Source organism: Pseudomonas sp. R15(2017), from assembly GCF_002112685.1.
GTDB classification, from domain to species: Bacteria; Pseudomonadota; Gammaproteobacteria; order Pseudomonadales; family Pseudomonadaceae; genus Aquipseudomonas; species Aquipseudomonas glycinae.
On sequence record NZ_NEII01000006.1, the window covers coordinates 283,772 to 300,003 of the forward strand.

Consider the following 16,232-nt stretch of genomic DNA (forward strand, 5'->3'; position numbering starts at 1 on the left):
GCTCCCCCGACAATTAGAAGAACAGCCCCATCCGCCGCTCGTAACCGATACGGCCCTTGTACGCTTCGCCGCTGTCGACGAAGCCGTACTTGGCGTACAGCGCAATCGCGGCGTCGTTGTCGGCGTCCACCGACAGTTCCAGTCCTTTGATTTCAGGCCAGGCCTGGCGCGCAACTTCCGGTAACGCCAGCAGGCAGGCCTTGCCATAGCCCTTGCCTTGTGCGCGGTGATCGACCTGCAATGCATGCAGGGTGGCGCTGTGTTCATCGGCCCATTCCGGCAACACCGGCGGGCGCTTGAGCAGCAGAAAGGCCACCGGCATGTCTTCGGCCAGCAGCGCAAAACCTTTCACGCCGGGGCCGGGTTTCGACAGCAGCGTATGCAAGGCGCCGTGGATATCGCCGGAGAACTTGATCTGCTCGGCGTGGATTTCAATCGCTTCGACTTGCTGACGCTGCAAGGCGTTAAGGCTCTCGTACGGTACGAGTTTGGCTGACACGGGAATTTCCTTTTTCCTACAAAGATGAGCCTCGGATTCTAGCGATTTTGTCTTCTCCGGAATTTTTTTGTTTCAACTGTCGATCCGGCAAATCGCCGAACGACTAAGAGTGTCTTCACAACAAAAACTACGGAGAACACCATGAGCGCACAAAGCGATATCCAGAGCCTGATCAACACCTACCGCGAAGCCGTCATGACCAAGGACGTCGAGAAAGTCATGGCGCTGTACGCCGACGACATCCTCTCGTTCGATGCGATCAAGGCCCTGCAATTCAAGGGCAAACCGGCCTACCGCGCGCACTGGGTGGATTGCATGGAAATGTGCCCCGGCCCGCACATTTTCGAGTTCCACGAAATCGCCATCGAGACCGCCGACAACATCGCCTTCGCCCACTGGGTCGCCAACTGCGGCGGGACCAATGAAAAGGGTGAAACCCAGAGTTGCTGGATGCGCGTCACCGCCTGCTACCGGCAGGTCGGCGGAGCGTGGAAGATCGCCCACGAACACTGGTCGGCACCGTTCGACCCGATGATCGGCGCGACCCTGTTCGATGTGAAACCCTGATCTTCAGCCATAGTTGATCCGTCCGATTCAGGAGAACGCCATGAAGTATTTATGTTTGGTCTACAGCGATGAGCGCCTGCTGCATTCGTCGCCCGACAGCCCGGAAGACGCCGAGTGCTGGGCCTACGCCGAATCGATCCAGGGCAGCGGCCGGATGGTCGCCGCCGAAGCACTGGAGTCGGTGCAGACCGCCACCACGGTACGGATGCGCAACGGCAAACTGTCGATCACCGACGGCCCGTTCGCCGAGACCAAGGAGCAGTTGGCCGGTTTCTACCTGATCGACGCGCGGGATCTCAACGAAGCGATTCAGGTCGCCGGCAACATTCCGGCGGCCCGGGTCGGCAGCGTCGAAGTGCGTCCCGTGCGCCAGTTGAATGTCTGAGGTCAGGGCGCGGGTCGAGCAGGTCTATCGCGAAGACTCGCGGCGGATCCTCGCGACCCTGATCCGCCTGCTCGGCGATTTCGACCTCGCCGAAGAAGCCTTGCACGAGGCGTTCTTCGTCGCGGTCGAGCGCTGGCAGCGCGATGGCGTGCCGGACAATCCGCGGACCTGGCTGGTGTCCACCGGGCGCTTCAAGGCGATCGACGTGTTGCGCCGTCGCGCACGGTTCAAGGCCTCGCAGCCGTTGTTGCTGGCGCAACTGGAAGAACTGGAACAGTCCGAATGGGACGCCGAAGACGTGGAAGACGATCGCCTGCGCCTGATCTTCACCTGCTGCCACCCGGCGCTGGCGGCGGATGCGCAAGTGCCGCTGACCCTGCGTGAAGTCTGCGACCTCACCACCGAGGAAATCGCCCGGGCATTCCTCTCGGCCCCGGCGGCGATTGCCCAGCGCATCGTGCGCGCCAAGGCCAAGATTCGCGATGCGAAAATCCCTTATCAAGTTCCAGCCCTCAGCGAATTGCCCGAGCGCCTCGACAGCGTGTTGCGGGTGATTTATCTGGTGTTCAACGAAGGCTACTCGGCATCCGGCGGCGCTCAGGTGACCCGCGAGGATTTGACTCGTGAGGCGATTCGTCTCGGGCGGTTGTTGCTGGAGTTGTTGCCGGATCCAGAGGTCATGGGGTTGCTGGCGTTGATGCTGCTGCATGAATCGCGGCGCTCGGCGCGCTCTTCGCCGGATGGGGAATTGATTCTGCTGGATGATCAGGATCGCGGATTGTGGAATGCCGAGCTGATTGCCGAAGGCTGCGAACTGGTGGAAAAAGCGCTGACCACGGGACGTTTCGGGCCTTACTGCCTGCAAGCGGCGATTGCAGCGGTGCATGCCGAAGCGCCGACGGCGGGCGAGACGGACTGGGCGCAGATCGTCGGGCTGTATGACGTGTTGCTGCGGGCGGTGCCGTCGCCGGTGATCGAGTTGAACCGGGCGGTGGCGGTGGCCAAGCGTGACGGGGCGCTGGCGGGGTTGACCCTGGTTGAAGGGATTCTGGACCGTGGAGAATTGCAGGATTACCACCTGGCGCATTCGGCGCGGGCGGAGTTTTGCCGGCAGTTGGGACGGGTTGAGGAGGCTAGGGCGGCTTATTTGCGGGCGCTGGAGTTGACGCGGCAAGAGCCGGAGCGACGGTTTATCGAGGGGCGGCTTAAAGCATTGGACTGACCCGAACTGGTCGTTGGCAATATTGGCCTCTTCGCGGGCAAGCCCGCTCCCACAATTAAATGTGGGAGCTGGCTTGCCAGCGATGGTGCCAGTAAGGCTAGCGACTATCGATCAGGCTTGCTGCCGAGTGGCAGCCATCACAATCTCCCGAATACAAACCCCCTGCGGCTGCCCATACGCATAAGCAATCGCCGTCGCCACATCCTCGGCACTCAGCACCGTGCCACCCATGTCCTGCTTCCACGCCTGATACCCGGTCTTGATCGCCTCATCCGTGGTGTGGCTCAGCAACTCGGTCTCGACCGCACCCGGCGCAATCGTGGTCACCCGCACGTTATGCGGCGACAACTCTTCACGCAGGTTTTCCGACAATCCATGCACCGCAAACTTGGTGCCGACATACGCCACATGGTTCGGGAAGGTCTTGCGACCGGCCACCGAGCTGACGTTGATGATCGTGCCGTGCTTGCGCTCGATCATCCCGGCGACCACCGCGTGCACGCCATTGAGCAGGCCCTTCACGTTGACGTCGAGCATCTGGTCCCACTGTGCCGGATCCTGCTTGCTCATCTCGCCCAGCAGCATCACCCCGGCGTTGTTGATCAGCGCATCGGCCGGGCCGAACTGCACTTCCGCCTCTGCCACAGCGGCCAACAACGCGGCGCGGTCGGTGATGTCGACGCGGCGGCTGAGGGTGTTCGGCAGTGCCAGTGCTTCAAGGCGTTTGATGCGCCGGGCCAGCAAAAGCAGCGGATGGCCGGCCGCGCTCAAGCGGCGGGCGGTGGCTTCGCCGATGCCCGAGCTGGCGCCGGTGATGATGATCAATGGCTTGCTCATGGTTGAGCTCCTGAGATAAGAAAAACAAATAACCAGATTCGGCGCGCAGTATATTTAGCCCGCTGGAGGCTGAAAAATGCCTTATTCCTCTGTCTGCTATCGGAATCTCCTATGGATATCCGCCATCTCAAAGCCTTCCTCGCGGTGTTCGAGGAACGTAACATCACCGCCGCCGCGCAACGGCTGTTCATCAGCCAGCCCACGTTGTCGGTGACCATCAAACAGCTGGAAGAAGAACTCGGTGCGACGCTGTTCGTACGTCAGCCCCGTGGTGTGGAGGTTAGCGACGAAGCGCGTCTTCTCTACCCGCAGGCGCGGCGGACGGTGGCCGAATCCGAGGCACTGAGCCGGATGTTTCGCGGCCGCGAAAACCGTGCGCCGCTGACTCTCGGCATCGAAGGCGACATCGCCGCCAGCCACATCGAAGCCTTCGTCCGGATGGCCCATCAGGCGTTGCCCAATCTGCTGCTGACCCTGGAGGAGGGCTGCCATGGCGATGGTCGATTGGCCGTCGAGGAAATGTGCTGCGAAGACGAACTGTTCCTGCCGCTGTGGGAAGAATCCTATGTGATGGCGCTGCCCCTCGATCATCCGATGGCCAACGCGCAGGCCGGCTGGGCGCCGATCGAGGACTGGATCACCTGCCCGCAGCATCCGTCCCATCAGCGGTTGATGGCGCTGTACGGGCGTTCGCCGGAAGCGGTGGCGGGGCATGCCGGTTCACTGCAACAGGCGTTGCACATGGTGACGGCAGGTGTCGGTGTGGCGATGTTGCCGCAGTCGCTGGTCAGCGGGCATGAGCGCATCGTCGTGCGGGCGCTGCACCTGCCGGCGCCGACCCGGCGGGTGGGATTGTGTTACGCGGCGCAAGCGCTGGAGTTGCCGACGATGCGCGGGTTGCACGAGTATTTTCAGGTCAATCGCCCGGCAGCCATCGAGGCGGCCTGAGCTATTCCAGCATCTTGCTCAGCAACCAGCTCCCCGCCGGCCCCGGCGGGTAGAGCCGCGACCACAGGGCATCGACGAACACCGGTTTCGGCCAGCCGCGCACCTTCAGTTCCACCAGCAAGTCATTGCCGAAACGCTCCACTAGCCAGCGCGGCAGCGGCGCCCAGCCGAAACCTTTTTCGGCCATTTCCAGCAGCATCAGATAACTCGGCGCCGACCACACCCGGCCTTTGCCGCGACTGTCATAGGGATTGACGATGGTGGCCAGGCGCAGCTCGCGATGCTGTTCAAGGATCGTTTGATCGATGGATTCCTGTGTCGCCAACGGATGGCCACGCCCCACGAACAAGGCGATTTCCGTACGCTCGGCGACGGTCGCGCTCGCCAGATCCGGTGGGTAGTTTTCCTGCATCTCGGCGAACGCGAGATGCGCCCGACCGCGCTGCACCAGTTCGACCAGGTCATCGCATTCGGCGATCAGGCATTCCAGCTCCAGATCCGGGTAACGCTGCTCGAAACCCACCAGCGCCGCTTCGAAACGGTCGGACTGATAAGTGTCGGAAATCGCCACCGTGAGTTTCGGCTCGACGCCCTGGGCCAATTGCCGGGCGGTCATTTCCAGGCGGCTGGTGGCCGCCAGAATCGCCTCGGCCCGTTGCAGCATCACGTGCCCGGCCGGGGTCAGCGTCGGCTTGCGGCTGCTACGGTCGAACAGCACCAGGTCCAGATCAATCTCAAGACTGGCCACCGCCGCACTCACCGTCGACTGACTGCGCCCGAGTTTGCGCGCCGCCGCTGAAAACGAGCCTTGAGTGGCGGCCTGAACAAACGCCAGCAACACTTCCTGAGAAGCCATGAACTATCGCCTTGATCGATGGTTATTGGTTATGAAGTATCGGTGTGGTGCTGGATCATGGCAACCATCTTCACAGAGGACTTCGGCCATGACTGCCAACAAATCCATCACTGAACGTATCTTCCAGGCCATCGGTTTCGAACTGCTGGCGATCCTGATCTGTACCCCGCTGCTGGCGTGGATCATGGGCAAACCGCTGGTCGAAATGGGCGCCGTCACAATCGCCATCGCGATGCTGGCCCTGGGCTGGAACGTGGTGTTCAACGGCTTCTTCGACCGCATGCTCAAGCGCTGGAACATCGCCCACAATGCCTGGGTGCGAGTGGCGCACGCGGTGCTGTTCGAGGGCGGGTTGATCGTGATGGGCGTGCCGCTGATTGCCTGGTGGCTGTCGGTCAGCCTGTGGCAGGCGTTCCTGCTCGACATCGGCGTGCTGCTGTTCTTCCTGCCGTACACCTACGTCTACCACTGGGGTTATGACGTGGTGCGCGAGCGACTGGTGATGCGCAGCGTCTGCCAGAGCTGAAAACAAAAAATCGCCGCCTGTGAGGGCTGCGATTTTTTTTGTCCGGGATTTTTGCCGGGTTTAGAGAAACATCCCGCCCGACGCTTCAATCCGCTGACCGTTGATCCACTGCGCCCCCGGCGACAGCAGCAGCGCCAGTGCGCCACCAATGTCATCCGGCTGCCCGGCACGGCCCAGGGCGGTGTTGCTGGCGACCATGGCGTTCAGTGCCGAATTGTCGCGCACCGCGCCGCCGCCGAAGTCGGTTTCGATGGCCCCCGGTGCCAGGATATTCACGGCGATCTGCCGCGCGCCCAGCTCCTTGGCCTGATAACGGGTCAGCACTTCCATCGCGCCTTTCATCGCAGCGTAAGCGACATAACCCGGCAGGGTGAAACGGGCCAGACCGCTGGAGATGTTGATGATCCGCCCGCCATCGTTGATCAGCGGCAGCAGTTGCTGAGTCAGGAAGAACGGCCCTTTCAGCTGTACGTTCATCAGCAGGTCGAACTGTTCCGGCGTGGTGTCGGCGAAGGAGGCATGCACGCCAATCCCGGCGTTGTTGATCAGGAAATCGAAGCGCGGACGATCAAGTTGTTGCAGCGCCTGCTCGACCCGCACGGCGAACTCGGCAAAACCTTCGCTGCGCCCGACATCCAGTTGCAGCATCACGGCGTTGGCGCCGAGTGCTTCCAGTTCCTGCACCAGCGCCTGGGCTTCATCGGCGCGGCTGTTGTAGGTGCCGATGATGTCCACGCCTTGCGCGGCGAGGTGCAGGGCGGCGTTCTTGCCGAGGCCACGGCTGGCACCGGTGATCAATGCGATTTTGCGGTTCATGGGTCTTCCTCGATGGCGGTGACGGTTGATGGGGCAAAGTTTATTTATCCGGCATGAGGTGATAAACAGACTGAAACCGGAATCACTGGTCGGATTGTCCGAACAATCAATGGGTGGCCCATGAACAAACTGGAACTGCTGCGCACCTTCGTCCGGGTCAGCGAATTGTCGAGTTTTACGATGGCGGGGGAGAGTCTGGGGCTGCCGCGCTCGACGGTGTCCGAACAGGTGCAGGCGCTGGAAACCCTGCTCGGCACGCGCCTGCTGCAACGCACCACGCGCAAGGTTCAGGCGACTCAGGACGGCCTCGCGCTGTATGAGCGCAGCAAGGATCTGCTGTCGCACATGGACGAAATCGAGAATCTGTTTCGTCAGGACGAAGCGTCGCTGACCGGGCGGATCCGGGTCGACATGCCGAACATTCTGGCGCGGCGGCTGATCATGCCCAAGCTGCCGGAATTCATGGCGCGCCATCCGAACCTGGAACTGGAAATCAGCAGCACCGATCGCCGGGTCGACCTGCTCGCCGAAGGTTTCGATTGCGTGGTGCGCATCGGCGCGCAGCCCGATCAATCGGTGGTGGCGCGGCACCTGGGGGACTTCAGCATGATCAACTGCGCCAGCCCCGCGTACCTGGAGCGCTACGGCGTGCCGCAGACCATTGAAGATCTGGCGCAGCATCGACTGGTGCACTACGTCGGTGTGCTGGGTTCGCGTTCGGAAGGGTTTGTTTACGAGCAGGACGGACAGATCCACCGGGTGCCGATGCCCGGCAGTGTGACGGTCAACAGCACCGATGCCTACGAGTCGGCGTGCCTTGGCGGGTTTGGTCTGATTCAGGTGCCGCGTACCGGCATGAACACCTATCTGGACAGCGGCGAGATCGTCACCGTGCTGCCGCAGTACACCGCGCCGGCGATGGGCATTTCACTGCTGTACGCCCGGCAACGGCATTTGCCTTTGCGGGTGCGGGTGTTCATGGACTGGCTGGGGGAGTTGATTCGTTCGACGCTCTGATTCCTGCGGCAAATCCCTGTGGGAGCAACGGCTCTCACAGGGATTGGGATGGATCAGAAGATCTGGGTAAACAGCCAATACAGGCTGCCCGACAGCACAATCGCCGCCGGCAACGTCAGCACCCACGCCATCAGCAGATTGCGGATGGTCTTCATCTGCAAGCCGCCGCCGTTGGCGACCATGGTCCCGGCCACGCCCGAGGACAACACATGGGTGGTCGACACCGGCAGGCCGAACATGTCGGCGGCGCCGATGGTCAGCATCGCCACGGTTTCCGCCGACGCACCCTGGGCGTAGGTCAGGTGGGTCTTGCCGATCTTCTCGCCGACCGTGACCACGATCCGCTTCCAGCCGACCATGGTGCCCAGACCCAAGGCAATCGCCACGGCGATCTTCACCCACAACGGAATGAACCGCGTGGCGTTGTCGATCTGCTGTTTGAACAGTTGCAGCTTGCCGCTGGTGTCGGCGTCGAAGCTGCCGACCTTGTTCTTGTCCATCAGGCGAATGGTTTCGCTGGCCAGGTACATGTCGTTACGCACGTTACCCATGGCCTCGGCCGGGACTTTCGCCAGCGAGCCGTAGCCTTTGACTTCTTCACCGATGTGTCCGGTCAGCGAGGCGAGGGCGGGGATCAGTTGCGGCGTGGCTTCCTTGCTGCGCATGTAATCCGAGAGCACGGCGCGTGGATCGGCCGGTGTCGGCAGTGGCGCACTTTTCACCAGTGCTTGCTGGGTCACTTGGGCGACGGCGGCGAATTGCAGCGACTGTTCTTCCGGCATGGTGCGATTCAGCGCATAAGCCATCGGCAGGGTGCCGACCAGAATCAGCATGATCAGGCCCATGCCTTTCTGGCCGTCGTTGGAACCGTGAGCGAACGACACGCCGGTGCAGGTCAGGATCAGCAGACCACGAATCCACCACGGCGGCGGGGTGTTGCCTTCCGGTGCTTTGTACAGCGAACGGTTCTTCACGAACGCGCGCAACGCCAGCAGCAACAGCGCTGCACAACCGAAACCCACCAGCGGCGACAGCAGCAGTGCATAACCGATCTTGGTCGCCTGGGCCCAGTCCACACCGCTGGTGCCGTCGCGACCATGCATCAACGCGTTGGCCACGCCGACGCCGATGATCGAACCGATCAGGGTGTGCGACGACGAGGCCGGCAGGCCCAGCCACCAGGTGCCGAGGTTCCACAGGATCGCCGCGATCAGCAGGGCGAAGATCATCGCGAAACCGGCGGACGAACCCACTTGCAGAATCAGTTCCACCGGCAGCAGGGCGATAATGCCGAACGCTACCGCACCGCTCGAAAGCAGCACTCCGAGGAAGTTGAAGAATCCCGACCACACCACGGCCACATTCGGTGGTAGCGAGTGGGTGTAGATCACCGTGGCCACGGCGTTGGCGGTGTCGTGGAAGCCGTTGACGAACTCGAAGCCCAGCGCAATCAACAGCGCTACGCCGAGCAGCAGGAACGGGGTCCAGGTGGTGACCACCGTGCCGAGTTCGTGCATGTCATGCATCAGACTGTAGGCGGTGAACAGCATCCCCATCGCCAGCACGGCGAAGAACACCACGTAAGTAAAGGGGCCGGTTTTTTTGTCAAGCGCCGGCCTGCCACTGGCAGTGGGGGCCAGGCTGGCGGTCAGGGAGGGAGTAGCCATGGGCGGACAATCCTGAACGGGGGAAGGAGTGTCGCCCATGATCGTTGCTAAATATTACAGAGAGGCTGCGGCAGATCAGTGTTTGGGTTTTTAGCTTCACCGCTGATCTGAAGGCGGTGATCGCTCTCACACTTACGGATGATCGTTCCCACGCTCTGCGTGGGAACGCCGCCCGGGACGCTCCGCGTCCCTGTGACGCAGAGCGTCACCTGATGCATTCCCACGCGGAGCGTGGGAACGAGCGTGTCGGCGCTCGGCAGCGCTCAGTAATCCCCGCGCTTGCGAAACGCCCAGCGCCCGGCGATCACGGTGAACGTCGCCACCAGCGCTACCAGAATCCAGAACCCCTCCGGATCGGTGGCCAGCGGCACACCGCCGACGTTCATGCCGAAGAAACCGGCAATGATGTTGATCGGCAGCGCCAGCACCGTGACCACGGTCAGGGTGAACAGCGTGCGGTTGCTCTGTTCGTTGAGGTTGGCGGCGATCTCTTCCTGCAACAGCTTGATCCGCTCGCCGAGGGCGGTCAGGTCGTTGATGATCAGCGCGAACTCCTCGGTGGACTTGCGCAACTCCTTCACATCCTCCTTCTGCAACCACGGTGGCGGCCGGTTGAGCAGGCGCAACAGCGAACCCGGTTCCAGCGCCAGCAGCCGTTGCAGGCGCACCAGCACCCGCCGGTTGGCGCCGAGTTCGGCGCGGTTGGTCGACAGTCGTGAAGACAGCAACTCGTCCTCGACCTGATCGACGCTCATGCTGGTCTTGCGCACGATCTGCGTCAGCACTTCGCCCTGATCGCGCAGCAGGTGCACCAGCAGTTCCGACGGCGAGCGAAAGCACTCACCGGCCTTCACCGAAGAACGCAGCTTGTCCACCGAATGCAGCGGTTGCAGACGCGCACTGACGATCAGTTTGCTGCGTACGCAAACCCACAGCGTCGACACGTCCGACGACACCATGCTGGCGAGGTTAAACACCACGTCGTTGACCACCGCCAGCAACGCCGAATCGACATGCTCGATGCGGGTCGAGCGCGAACCTTCGTGCAGCGCTTCGAAAAACTCTTCGGGCAATTGCAGATGGCTTTTCATCCAGCGCTCGCACGCGGCATGAGCCAGGTTCAGGTGCAACCAGAGAAACTCATCGCCCTCGCTGTCGTCTTGCAGGCAGCGCAGGGCGGTCGCCGAATCCACCTCGCGCCCGCGTTCGCCGGGGCGAAAGCGAAAGCCGTAAAGCAGGCCGAACAGGTCAGGATCACGATGGCTGATATCGAGGCTGTGGTTCATGAAGGCTCGCTGCGAGAAGGCGTCTGTCGCGGGATTTGCAGATTCACCTGAGCCGCATCATCGCAATGTCACATGACGCTTGTGTGACGGCAGGGTGACGTTAAATCCGAGTGGCCAGTGACTGTGTACCGGTTCGGATACCGAGTCGGTACACAGTCGATCTCAATTCGTACAGACCGACGCCGATGCCCGGTTATCCATAACCGGCATTGGAGATTTCCCATGGTCAGCATCACGTCTGTTTCGATCAATCAGACCGTTACCACGCCCACCAGCAAAACCTCGATTGCCGATACGGCCGACGACACCTCGACCACCGCGGCGGCCAGCACCGGTGTGAAGGCCGATACCAGCAAAGTCGCGGTGGGCGGCGGTGCGGCGCCGGCGGGGGACAGCAGTTCCAGCAGCGATGAATCGGATACCGTGAAAGCACTGCGCAAGCAGATTGCCGAGTTGCAAAAGCAATTGCAGGAACAGCAGCAGGCGCTGCAGGCGGCTCAGGCCAAGCAGGAAAGTCAGGATGCCAAGGCGGCGGATGTTGCGGCTGCGCAGTCGCAGATCGCGACGACGTCGGCTTCGTTACAGACGGCGACGGCGGCGTTGTTGGCGGCTTTGCAGGATTCGGACAGCGGTACTTCCGGTTCGCTGGTCAGCACCTCAGCTTAAGGTCACCACAAAACAATGTGGGAGCGAGCCTGCTCGCGATGGCGTCCGGTCAGCCAATTCAATATTGACTGATCCAGCGCTATCGCGAGCAGGCTCGCTCCCACGGGGATTGTTGGGGTGAATCAAGTGTCTTGCTTGTTGCTCAGCACCTTGCCAGTCGTCGCATCGAAGTCCACATCGAACTCTTTGCCATCGGCGGTTTTCAGCTCGACTTCGTATTCGTAACCGTTGAAGTGGTTATCCAGGTCGGTGTCGGTAATGGTCGCGCCCGGATGCAGTTTCAGCGCTTCTGCGTTCATCGATTCCAGCGACTTGATCTTGCCGGACTTGACCAGTTCAGGGATCTGGTCAACGCGAACGTCAGCCTGGGCCAGGCCAGCGGTGAGTGTCAGGGCGGCAGCGGTAAACAGGGCAGTCAGGGTTTTCATCGGTTATTCCTTTGGGTGATTCGTTTAAGTGAGTTCAGGTTAATCGCCGCAACTTAACTCACCCTTAAAACGCAGCGAGCAGGCTGGACTCCCGAGGGAGCGAGCCTGCTCGCGATACTGACTGACGCGCGGATTTACAGATCAGAAGCCGTTGTTCTTCAACACCTGATCCACACTGGCGGCCGGGCGTTTGTAGAACTTCAGCAGCTCGCTGGCGCGGTTGGTGAAGATACCGTCGACGCCGGCGGCCATGACTTTTTCGAAGTCCACCGGCTCATCTACGGTGTAAACGTGCACCAGCAGGCCCTGATCGTGGGTGTATTTGTTCATCCATGGCTGTACCAGATCCGAATAGCTCTGATCGCCGCCCTGGGTCAGCTTCGCCGAAGGGCCGGTGCCGATCGCACCCTGAGCCTTGGCGTAGTCGATCCACTGCTTGAACTCGGCTTCGGATTTCGGCTCTTGCTTGCCGTAGAACGCGTTCTTGTCCTTCTCGCCGGAGTCGGCAAAGGTCACTTTGGATTTCGGCTCGATGCTGCCTTCGCCGACCCACAGCAACAGGATCTTCGGCACCTGCGGCATTTCCTTTTGCAGCATTTCCAGGCTGCTCTTCTCGAAGGTTTGCAGGATCACCTTGCCGTTGCTCTCGCCGACGCTGGCGACGTTTTTCGCCGGTTTGGCGTCCGCCGGAATCAACCAGCCACGAGCCTGGAGTTTTTCCTTCAGGTCATGCTCGATCCCCGGGAACAGCTTCGGCTCCTTGGTTTCGATGTACAGGCCCGGCTTGTGCTTCGGATTGGCCTGGGCGATGTCGATGATTTCATCGAGGGTCAGAATCTTCAGGCCGACGTAGGACGGGCGCGCGCGATCCGGGTACTTGGCGTTGTACCAGCTGCCGGCGTCGAGGGTTTTCAGTTCGGCCATGGTGAAGGCATTGGCCGGGCTGTCCTTGCGCTCCGGAAACTTGGTGGCGACGTCGGTGGTGCGCTGCAGGTTGTCGTCGTGCAGGGCGAACAGCACGCCGTCCTTGCTGCGCTGCAAGTCCATTTCCAGGTAATCGGCGCCCAGGTCGCGTGCCAGTTTGTAGGAGGCTGCGGTGGATTCCGGGGCATCGAAGGAGGCACCACGGTGGGCGATCACCGCCGGGTGCGGAATGCCCTCGGAGGCAGCGAGCGCAACAGGGCTTGGCTGGCTGGCGGCGTGGGCCTGGCCAAGGCCGAGCATCAGGCTCAGCAGCAGTGCGCTTTTGGTGAACGTGGCGGGCATGTCGAGGTCCTTTCGCAGGTATTTTCGAAGATGTACCTTTTAGCAACTCAAACGAAAACGTGCTATCGCGAGACCGACATAAACGTACTGAAAGCGAAAATTTGCGCACTTTTGTGCGTTCGTTTGCAGTACGCTTGGCCACGGCAAACGCCCCGGCAGAGGGCGCGCCTCAATGCCCTGCGTGTAAACCTTCGATCACTCTTGTGAGGTTTACCATGCGCATCACATCGCAACTCATCTGCCAGGCCGCCGACGACCTCAAGGGCTTTGTCGGCCTCAATCGCAAGACCGGCCAGTACATCGTGCGTTTCAGCGAAGACTCGTTCGGCATGGACGTGGCCGATGACGGCATCATTCCTGCCAGCGAATTTGTCTGGGCACCGGCCACTGAACAGACCATGACCCTCAAGCGCGAACTGATCCAGTTGCTGCTGGACCAGAACATCGATGACCGGATCAACATCACCGAACCGTTGCGCGTTTACATGAATAAACGCGAAGTGCCGGAGATTGAGGCGGTGCGTAGTCTGGTGAAGGGCTGAGATTCTGCTGCGATTGTTACCGCCCTTTCGTCGGAACGCCGCCCGGGGCAAGCCCGCTCCCACAGGTAGTGCTCTGTTCTGAAGATCACACTGTACCTGTGGGAGCGGGCTTGCCCGCGAAGGGGCCAGTGAATACACCTCAATACTCACTGGCCGAACCGATATTCCCGCTCCACCCGACACACCCGCGTCTGAAACGCCGAATACCACTCAGCCCGCCCGCGCGCCTGAATCACCCGGTGCTCCGGATGCTCGCGCCAGGCGAGAATCGCCGCCTCACTTTCCCAGTACGAAACCGTCATCCCCACTCCGTCTGCCCCCCGGATCGAATCGATACCGAGAAACCCCGGTTGCTCTTTCACCAGTTGCATCATGCGCTCGGACGCTTCGGTGTAGCCGTTGTCGCCTTCGGTGCGGGTTGAAGTGAAGATCACGGCGAAACACTCAGTGTTCGGATTCATCGAGATTGCTCCGAGCAGGCTTCAACAAACGCCCGCACCAGTGGCGGCAATTGCCCCTTGAGCGCTGCGCGTTCCGGCTGGAACAGTGTGGCGACGAAGAACACATGGTTTTTCAGTTCAATGGCGCGCAAGTCGCCTGACGAATCGTGACCTACGGCGTGTAGTTCATGGGTCAGCAACTCCCGTTCGAATTGCGGATTCACACCGTAGCGGCAGCGATAGCCTTCACGAATTTCCGACGTTTCGTACGCACTGGCGATCAACGAACCGGGCACCAGATGAATGCTGTCCACCGCTTCCACCAGAGAGCAGGTCAGCGGCGTGAGCACCGCACGACTGGCGTCTGGCGAGGTTTCGCCGTGCTCGGCATCGGTCCAGCCCAGCACGTGGCGGGAAAACTCCAGCACGGCATGTTGAAAACCGCCGCAGGTGCCGAGGAAAGGGCGCTGCTGTTCGCGTGCAAAGCGGATGCCCCGCAGGGCGCCGGCTTCACTCTTGTAAGGGCTGGCCGGAACGCACCAGAAACCGTCGAAACGGTCGAGCGGTGTATCGGGGTGAATCCCGTCCGTGGCCAACCATTCGAAATCGACCGGACGGCGAAGGTGTTCCGCCACCAGTCCGAGGGCGACCGGGATGGCCTGGTGGGCAGTAACTTGCCGGTCGTAGTCACCGATCAGGGCGATGCGCAGGGCTCTGGATTCCATGAGTGTTCGCTGTGCTTGTTGAGGGATGACGCTCACTATAGATTGGCGTTCACGCACTCAATATGGGCGTTTCCCCAAGTGATTAATGCAGCGACGCACTATCGGCTCGACTTCCCGGATCTGGCGCTGATTCTCGCCCTGGTGCGCGGCGGCTCTTTGGCCCGGGCCGCGCAGCTGTTGAAGGTCGATGTGTCGACGGTGTTTCGCGCCGTGCGCCGACTGGAAGCTGCACTCGGCCAGCAACTGTTCGAAAAAAGCCGCGCCGGTTACCTGCCCACCACTCTCGCGCAGACCCTGGCAGAGCAGGCCGAACGCGCCGAGCAAGCTTTGGAAGCGGCGCGAATCGGCGTGGAGCAGGGCGGTGAAGTGGTCAGCGGCACGGTGCGCCTGACTTGTACCGACTCGGTGCTGCAAGGTCTGCTGCTGCCGGCGCTGGCGCAGTTCATGCCGAACTACCCGGCGCTGACCATCGAACTGAGCACCTCCAATGATTTCGCCAACCTCAGCCGCCGCGATGCCGACATCGCCCTGCGCCTGACGCGCACACCACCGGAGCATCTGGTCGGACGGGAGCTGGCGAAGATTTCCTACCGTGTCTGCGCCAGTCAGCGTTATCTACAAAATGTTGAATCGGCCGATCTGGCGGCGCTGACCTGGATCGCCCCGGACGACTTTCTGCCCGATCACCCGACCATCGTCTGGCGCCGCCTGCACTTGCCTGGCGTGACGCCGGGCTATCGCTGCAACAGCATGCTGTCGGTGACGGAGCTGGTGCGCGCCGGGCTTGGCGTGGCGGCGTTGCCGGACTTTCTGATAAACGAAGGGCTGCAGGCCTTGAGCGAACCCTTGCATGGTTACGACACCGCGCTGTGGCTGCTGACCCGCCCGGACTGCCGCGTGTTGCGCTCGGTGGTCACGCTGTTCGATGAACTGGGGCGGGCGCTGAGGCTTTCGTGATCAGCCCTGCTGGGTCTGGCGCATGTGATCGTGCAGTTCGCGGGTCAGGCCTTCGATGCGCTCGGTCAGGTTCTTGGTCATCTCCGTGAGTCGGGTGTTCTGCTCCAGCAGCTCAAGCAGTTGCGCGGTGTTCTTCGCCGCTTGCGCCTGGCGCTCGCTGTTGGCCACGGCCAGGGCTTCGCGATGTTGCGCGTCAGCGTCCGATTGCGCTTTGTCGCGTGCAGCCTGACGAGTCTGTGCCAACAGAATCAGCGGCGCGGCGTAGGCGGACTGGAGGCTGAAAGCCAGGTTCAAGAGGATGAACGGATAAACGTCGAAATGGGTCACGCCAAAGATGTTGAGACTGATCCACAACACCACGATCAGCGTCTGCGCGCCGAGAAAGGTCGGCGTGCCGAAAAAACGCGCAAACGCCTCGGCCCGCAAGGCGAACTTGTCGTTACCGAAGGTTGTGTTGAGGTGGGCGTGGGGGCGATGAAAGCGCAGGTGATCGACAGGGGCGGTGGAGGATTCGGTTTTTTCGGTGGTCATGACGGACTCGGCAGGGCTTGGGACGTTGAGTCACTATAGCCCTGCGTCGCC

Annotated in this window: 20 protein-coding genes; 9 read left to right on the forward strand and 11 right to left on the reverse strand. The window is 61.5% G+C overall.

Annotated elements, in window-relative coordinates; all coding sequences use genetic code 11:
- Positions 1-13 precede the first annotated feature (13 nt).
- Positions 14-499, reverse strand: coding sequence for an N-acetyltransferase (locus tag CAF77_RS14790; protein WP_064383689.1), 486 nt, complete (start codon positions 497-499; stop codon positions 14-16).
- 141 nt (positions 500-640) lie between these two features.
- On the opposite strand from CAF77_RS14790, the gene CAF77_RS14795 reads away from it, so the two are divergent.
- From CAF77_RS14795 to CAF77_RS14805, 3 genes are read left to right on the forward strand one after another with little or no spacing between them, the layout of a single operon-like run.
- Positions 641-1,066: a nuclear transport factor 2 family protein gene (locus CAF77_RS14795; RefSeq protein WP_085654851.1), complete on the forward strand. Its 426-nt coding sequence runs from the start codon at positions 641-643 to the stop codon at positions 1,064-1,066.
- Positions 1,067-1,106: 40 nt separating this feature from the next.
- Entirely contained in the window at positions 1,107-1,451 is a 345-nt protein-coding gene (locus CAF77_RS14800; protein ID WP_007951101.1) for a YciI family protein, read from the forward strand.
- Positions 1,444-2,673, forward strand: coding sequence for an RNA polymerase sigma factor (locus CAF77_RS14805; RefSeq protein WP_085654853.1), 1,230 nt, complete (start codon positions 1,444-1,446; stop codon positions 2,671-2,673). The genes CAF77_RS14800 and CAF77_RS14805 overlap by 8 nt, the downstream gene beginning before the upstream one ends.
- A gap of 111 nt (positions 2,674-2,784) precedes the next feature.
- Here the strand turns inward: CAF77_RS14805 and CAF77_RS14810 are convergent, their stop codons facing one another.
- Positions 2,785-3,510, reverse strand: a complete 726-nt coding sequence (locus tag CAF77_RS14810) for an SDR family oxidoreductase (RefSeq protein ID WP_085654855.1) — start codon at positions 3,508-3,510, stop codon at positions 2,785-2,787.
- 111 nt (positions 3,511-3,621) lie between these two features.
- Between CAF77_RS14810 and CAF77_RS14815 the strand changes: the two genes are divergently transcribed.
- Positions 3,622-4,458, forward strand: coding sequence for a LysR family transcriptional regulator (locus CAF77_RS14815; protein WP_085654857.1), 837 nt, complete (start codon positions 3,622-3,624; stop codon positions 4,456-4,458).
- A 1-nt stretch (position 4,459) separates the two neighbouring features.
- On the opposite strand, the gene CAF77_RS14820 is transcribed toward CAF77_RS14815, so the two are convergent.
- Complete coding sequence (locus tag CAF77_RS14820) at positions 4,460-5,314, reverse strand: LysR family transcriptional regulator (protein WP_064383681.1); 855 nt, start codon at positions 5,312-5,314, stop codon at positions 4,460-4,462.
- Positions 5,315-5,402: 88 nt separating this feature from the next.
- Here CAF77_RS14820 and CAF77_RS14825 point away from each other — a divergent pair, with 88 nt between their 5' ends.
- Complete coding sequence (locus CAF77_RS14825) at positions 5,403-5,840, forward strand: multidrug/biocide efflux PACE transporter (RefSeq protein WP_064383679.1); 438 nt, start codon at positions 5,403-5,405, stop codon at positions 5,838-5,840.
- Positions 5,841-5,900: 60 nt separating this feature from the next.
- On the opposite strand, the gene CAF77_RS14830 is transcribed toward CAF77_RS14825, so the two are convergent.
- Entirely contained in the window at positions 5,901-6,656 is a 756-nt protein-coding gene (locus CAF77_RS14830) for an SDR family NAD(P)-dependent oxidoreductase (protein ID WP_064383676.1), read from the reverse strand.
- A 120-nt stretch (positions 6,657-6,776) separates the two neighbouring features.
- On the opposite strand from CAF77_RS14830, the gene CAF77_RS14835 reads away from it, so the two are divergent.
- Positions 6,777-7,673, forward strand: a complete 897-nt coding sequence (locus CAF77_RS14835; protein ID WP_064383674.1) for a LysR family transcriptional regulator — start codon at positions 6,777-6,779, stop codon at positions 7,671-7,673.
- Positions 7,674-7,726: 53 nt separating this feature from the next.
- Here the strand turns inward: CAF77_RS14835 and CAF77_RS14840 are convergent, their stop codons facing one another.
- Complete coding sequence (locus tag CAF77_RS14840) at positions 7,727-9,340, reverse strand: inorganic phosphate transporter (protein ID WP_064383671.1); 1,614 nt, start codon at positions 9,338-9,340, stop codon at positions 7,727-7,729.
- Between the two features lie 263 nt (positions 9,341-9,603).
- The gene (locus tag CAF77_RS14845) at positions 9,604-10,626 is read right to left on the reverse strand and encodes a transporter (protein WP_064383669.1); all 1,023 of its coding nucleotides are present in this window, start codon (positions 10,624-10,626) and stop codon (positions 9,604-9,606) included.
- Between the two features lie 222 nt (positions 10,627-10,848).
- On the opposite strand from CAF77_RS14845, the gene CAF77_RS14850 reads away from it, so the two are divergent.
- The gene (locus tag CAF77_RS14850; protein WP_064383666.1) at positions 10,849-11,292 is read left to right on the forward strand and encodes a hypothetical protein; all 444 of its coding nucleotides are present in this window, start codon (positions 10,849-10,851) and stop codon (positions 11,290-11,292) included.
- A gap of 122 nt (positions 11,293-11,414) precedes the next feature.
- Here the strand turns inward: CAF77_RS14850 and CAF77_RS14855 are convergent, their stop codons facing one another.
- Both CAF77_RS14855 and CAF77_RS14860 read right to left on the reverse strand, forming a co-directional pair.
- Positions 11,415-11,720 (reverse strand): PepSY domain-containing protein, encoded by a 306-nt coding sequence (locus CAF77_RS14855; RefSeq protein WP_007917758.1) that lies wholly within the window; start codon positions 11,718-11,720, stop codon positions 11,415-11,417.
- Positions 11,721-11,861: 141 nt separating this feature from the next.
- Entirely contained in the window at positions 11,862-12,986 is a 1,125-nt protein-coding gene (locus tag CAF77_RS14860) for a glycerophosphodiester phosphodiesterase (RefSeq protein WP_064383664.1), read from the reverse strand.
- Positions 12,987-13,201: 215 nt separating this feature from the next.
- Here CAF77_RS14860 and CAF77_RS14865 point away from each other — a divergent pair, with 215 nt between their 5' ends.
- Positions 13,202-13,528 carry a DUF2025 family protein gene (locus tag CAF77_RS14865; protein ID WP_064383662.1) on the forward strand — a complete coding sequence of 109 codons (327 nt, stop codon included), beginning with the start codon at positions 13,202-13,204 and terminating at the stop codon, positions 13,526-13,528.
- A 146-nt stretch (positions 13,529-13,674) separates the two neighbouring features.
- Here the strand turns inward: CAF77_RS14865 and CAF77_RS14870 are convergent, their stop codons facing one another.
- Positions 13,675-13,989 carry an antibiotic biosynthesis monooxygenase gene (locus CAF77_RS14870; RefSeq protein ID WP_064383661.1) on the reverse strand — a complete coding sequence of 105 codons (315 nt, stop codon included), beginning with the start codon at positions 13,987-13,989 and terminating at the stop codon, positions 13,675-13,677.
- Positions 13,986-14,693 (reverse strand): CTP synthase, encoded by a 708-nt coding sequence (locus tag CAF77_RS14875; protein WP_064383658.1) that lies wholly within the window; start codon positions 14,691-14,693, stop codon positions 13,986-13,988. Before CAF77_RS14875 ends, CAF77_RS14870 begins: the two co-directional genes overlap by 4 nt.
- Before the next feature lie 15 nt (positions 14,694-14,708).
- Here CAF77_RS14875 and CAF77_RS14880 point away from each other — a divergent pair, with 15 nt between their 5' ends.
- Positions 14,709-15,650 (forward strand): LysR family transcriptional regulator, encoded by a 942-nt coding sequence (locus tag CAF77_RS14880; RefSeq protein WP_064383656.1) that lies wholly within the window; start codon positions 14,709-14,711, stop codon positions 15,648-15,650.
- Here CAF77_RS14880 and CAF77_RS14885 read toward each other — a convergent pair whose 3' ends face one another.
- Positions 15,651-16,181: a DUF1003 domain-containing protein gene (locus tag CAF77_RS14885; RefSeq protein WP_011335556.1), complete on the reverse strand. Its 531-nt coding sequence runs from the start codon at positions 16,179-16,181 to the stop codon at positions 15,651-15,653. It abuts the gene before it with no gap.
- Positions 16,182-16,232 lie beyond the last annotated feature (51 nt).

What these genes read in the sequence shown, in the direction of transcription:
- CAF77_RS14795 (WP_085654851.1), top strand. Translation starts at nt 641, where the DNA reads ATGAGCGCACAAAGCGATATCCAGAGCCTGATCAACACCTACCGCGAA.
- CAF77_RS14800 (WP_007951101.1), top strand. Translation starts at nt 1,107, where the DNA reads ATGAAGTATTTATGTTTGGTCTACAGCGATGAGCGCCTGCTGCATTCG.
- CAF77_RS14805 (WP_085654853.1), top strand. Translation starts at nt 1,444, where the DNA reads ATGTCTGAGGTCAGGGCGCGGGTCGAGCAGGTCTATCGCGAAGACTCG.
- CAF77_RS14810 (WP_085654855.1), bottom strand. Translation starts at nt 3,510, where the DNA reads ATGAGCAAGCCATTGATCATCATCACCGGCGCCAGCTCGGGCATCGGC.
- CAF77_RS14815 (WP_085654857.1), top strand. Translation starts at nt 3,622, where the DNA reads ATGGATATCCGCCATCTCAAAGCCTTCCTCGCGGTGTTCGAGGAACGT.
- CAF77_RS14820 (WP_064383681.1), bottom strand. Translation starts at nt 5,314, where the DNA reads ATGGCTTCTCAGGAAGTGTTGCTGGCGTTTGTTCAGGCCGCCACTCAA.
- CAF77_RS14825 (WP_064383679.1), top strand. Translation starts at nt 5,403, where the DNA reads ATGACTGCCAACAAATCCATCACTGAACGTATCTTCCAGGCCATCGGT.
- CAF77_RS14830 (WP_064383676.1), bottom strand. Translation starts at nt 6,656, where the DNA reads ATGAACCGCAAAATCGCATTGATCACCGGTGCCAGCCGTGGCCTCGGC.
- CAF77_RS14835 (WP_064383674.1), top strand. Translation starts at nt 6,777, where the DNA reads ATGAACAAACTGGAACTGCTGCGCACCTTCGTCCGGGTCAGCGAATTG.
- CAF77_RS14840 (WP_064383671.1), bottom strand. Translation starts at nt 9,340, where the DNA reads ATGGCTACTCCCTCCCTGACCGCCAGCCTGGCCCCCACTGCCAGTGGC.
- CAF77_RS14845 (WP_064383669.1), bottom strand. Translation starts at nt 10,626, where the DNA reads ATGAACCACAGCCTCGATATCAGCCATCGTGATCCTGACCTGTTCGGC.
- CAF77_RS14850 (WP_064383666.1), top strand. Translation starts at nt 10,849, where the DNA reads ATGGTCAGCATCACGTCTGTTTCGATCAATCAGACCGTTACCACGCCC.
- CAF77_RS14855 (WP_007917758.1), bottom strand. Translation starts at nt 11,720, where the DNA reads ATGAAAACCCTGACTGCCCTGTTTACCGCTGCCGCCCTGACACTCACC.
- CAF77_RS14860 (WP_064383664.1), bottom strand. Translation starts at nt 12,986, where the DNA reads ATGCCCGCCACGTTCACCAAAAGCGCACTGCTGCTGAGCCTGATGCTC.
- CAF77_RS14865 (WP_064383662.1), top strand. Translation starts at nt 13,202, where the DNA reads ATGCGCATCACATCGCAACTCATCTGCCAGGCCGCCGACGACCTCAAG.
- CAF77_RS14870 (WP_064383661.1), bottom strand. Translation starts at nt 13,989, where the DNA reads ATGAATCCGAACACTGAGTGTTTCGCCGTGATCTTCACTTCAACCCGC.
- CAF77_RS14875 (WP_064383658.1), bottom strand. Translation starts at nt 14,693, where the DNA reads ATGGAATCCAGAGCCCTGCGCATCGCCCTGATCGGTGACTACGACCGG.
- CAF77_RS14885 (WP_011335556.1), bottom strand. Translation starts at nt 16,181, where the DNA reads ATGACCACCGAAAAAACCGAATCCTCCACCGCCCCTGTCGATCACCTG.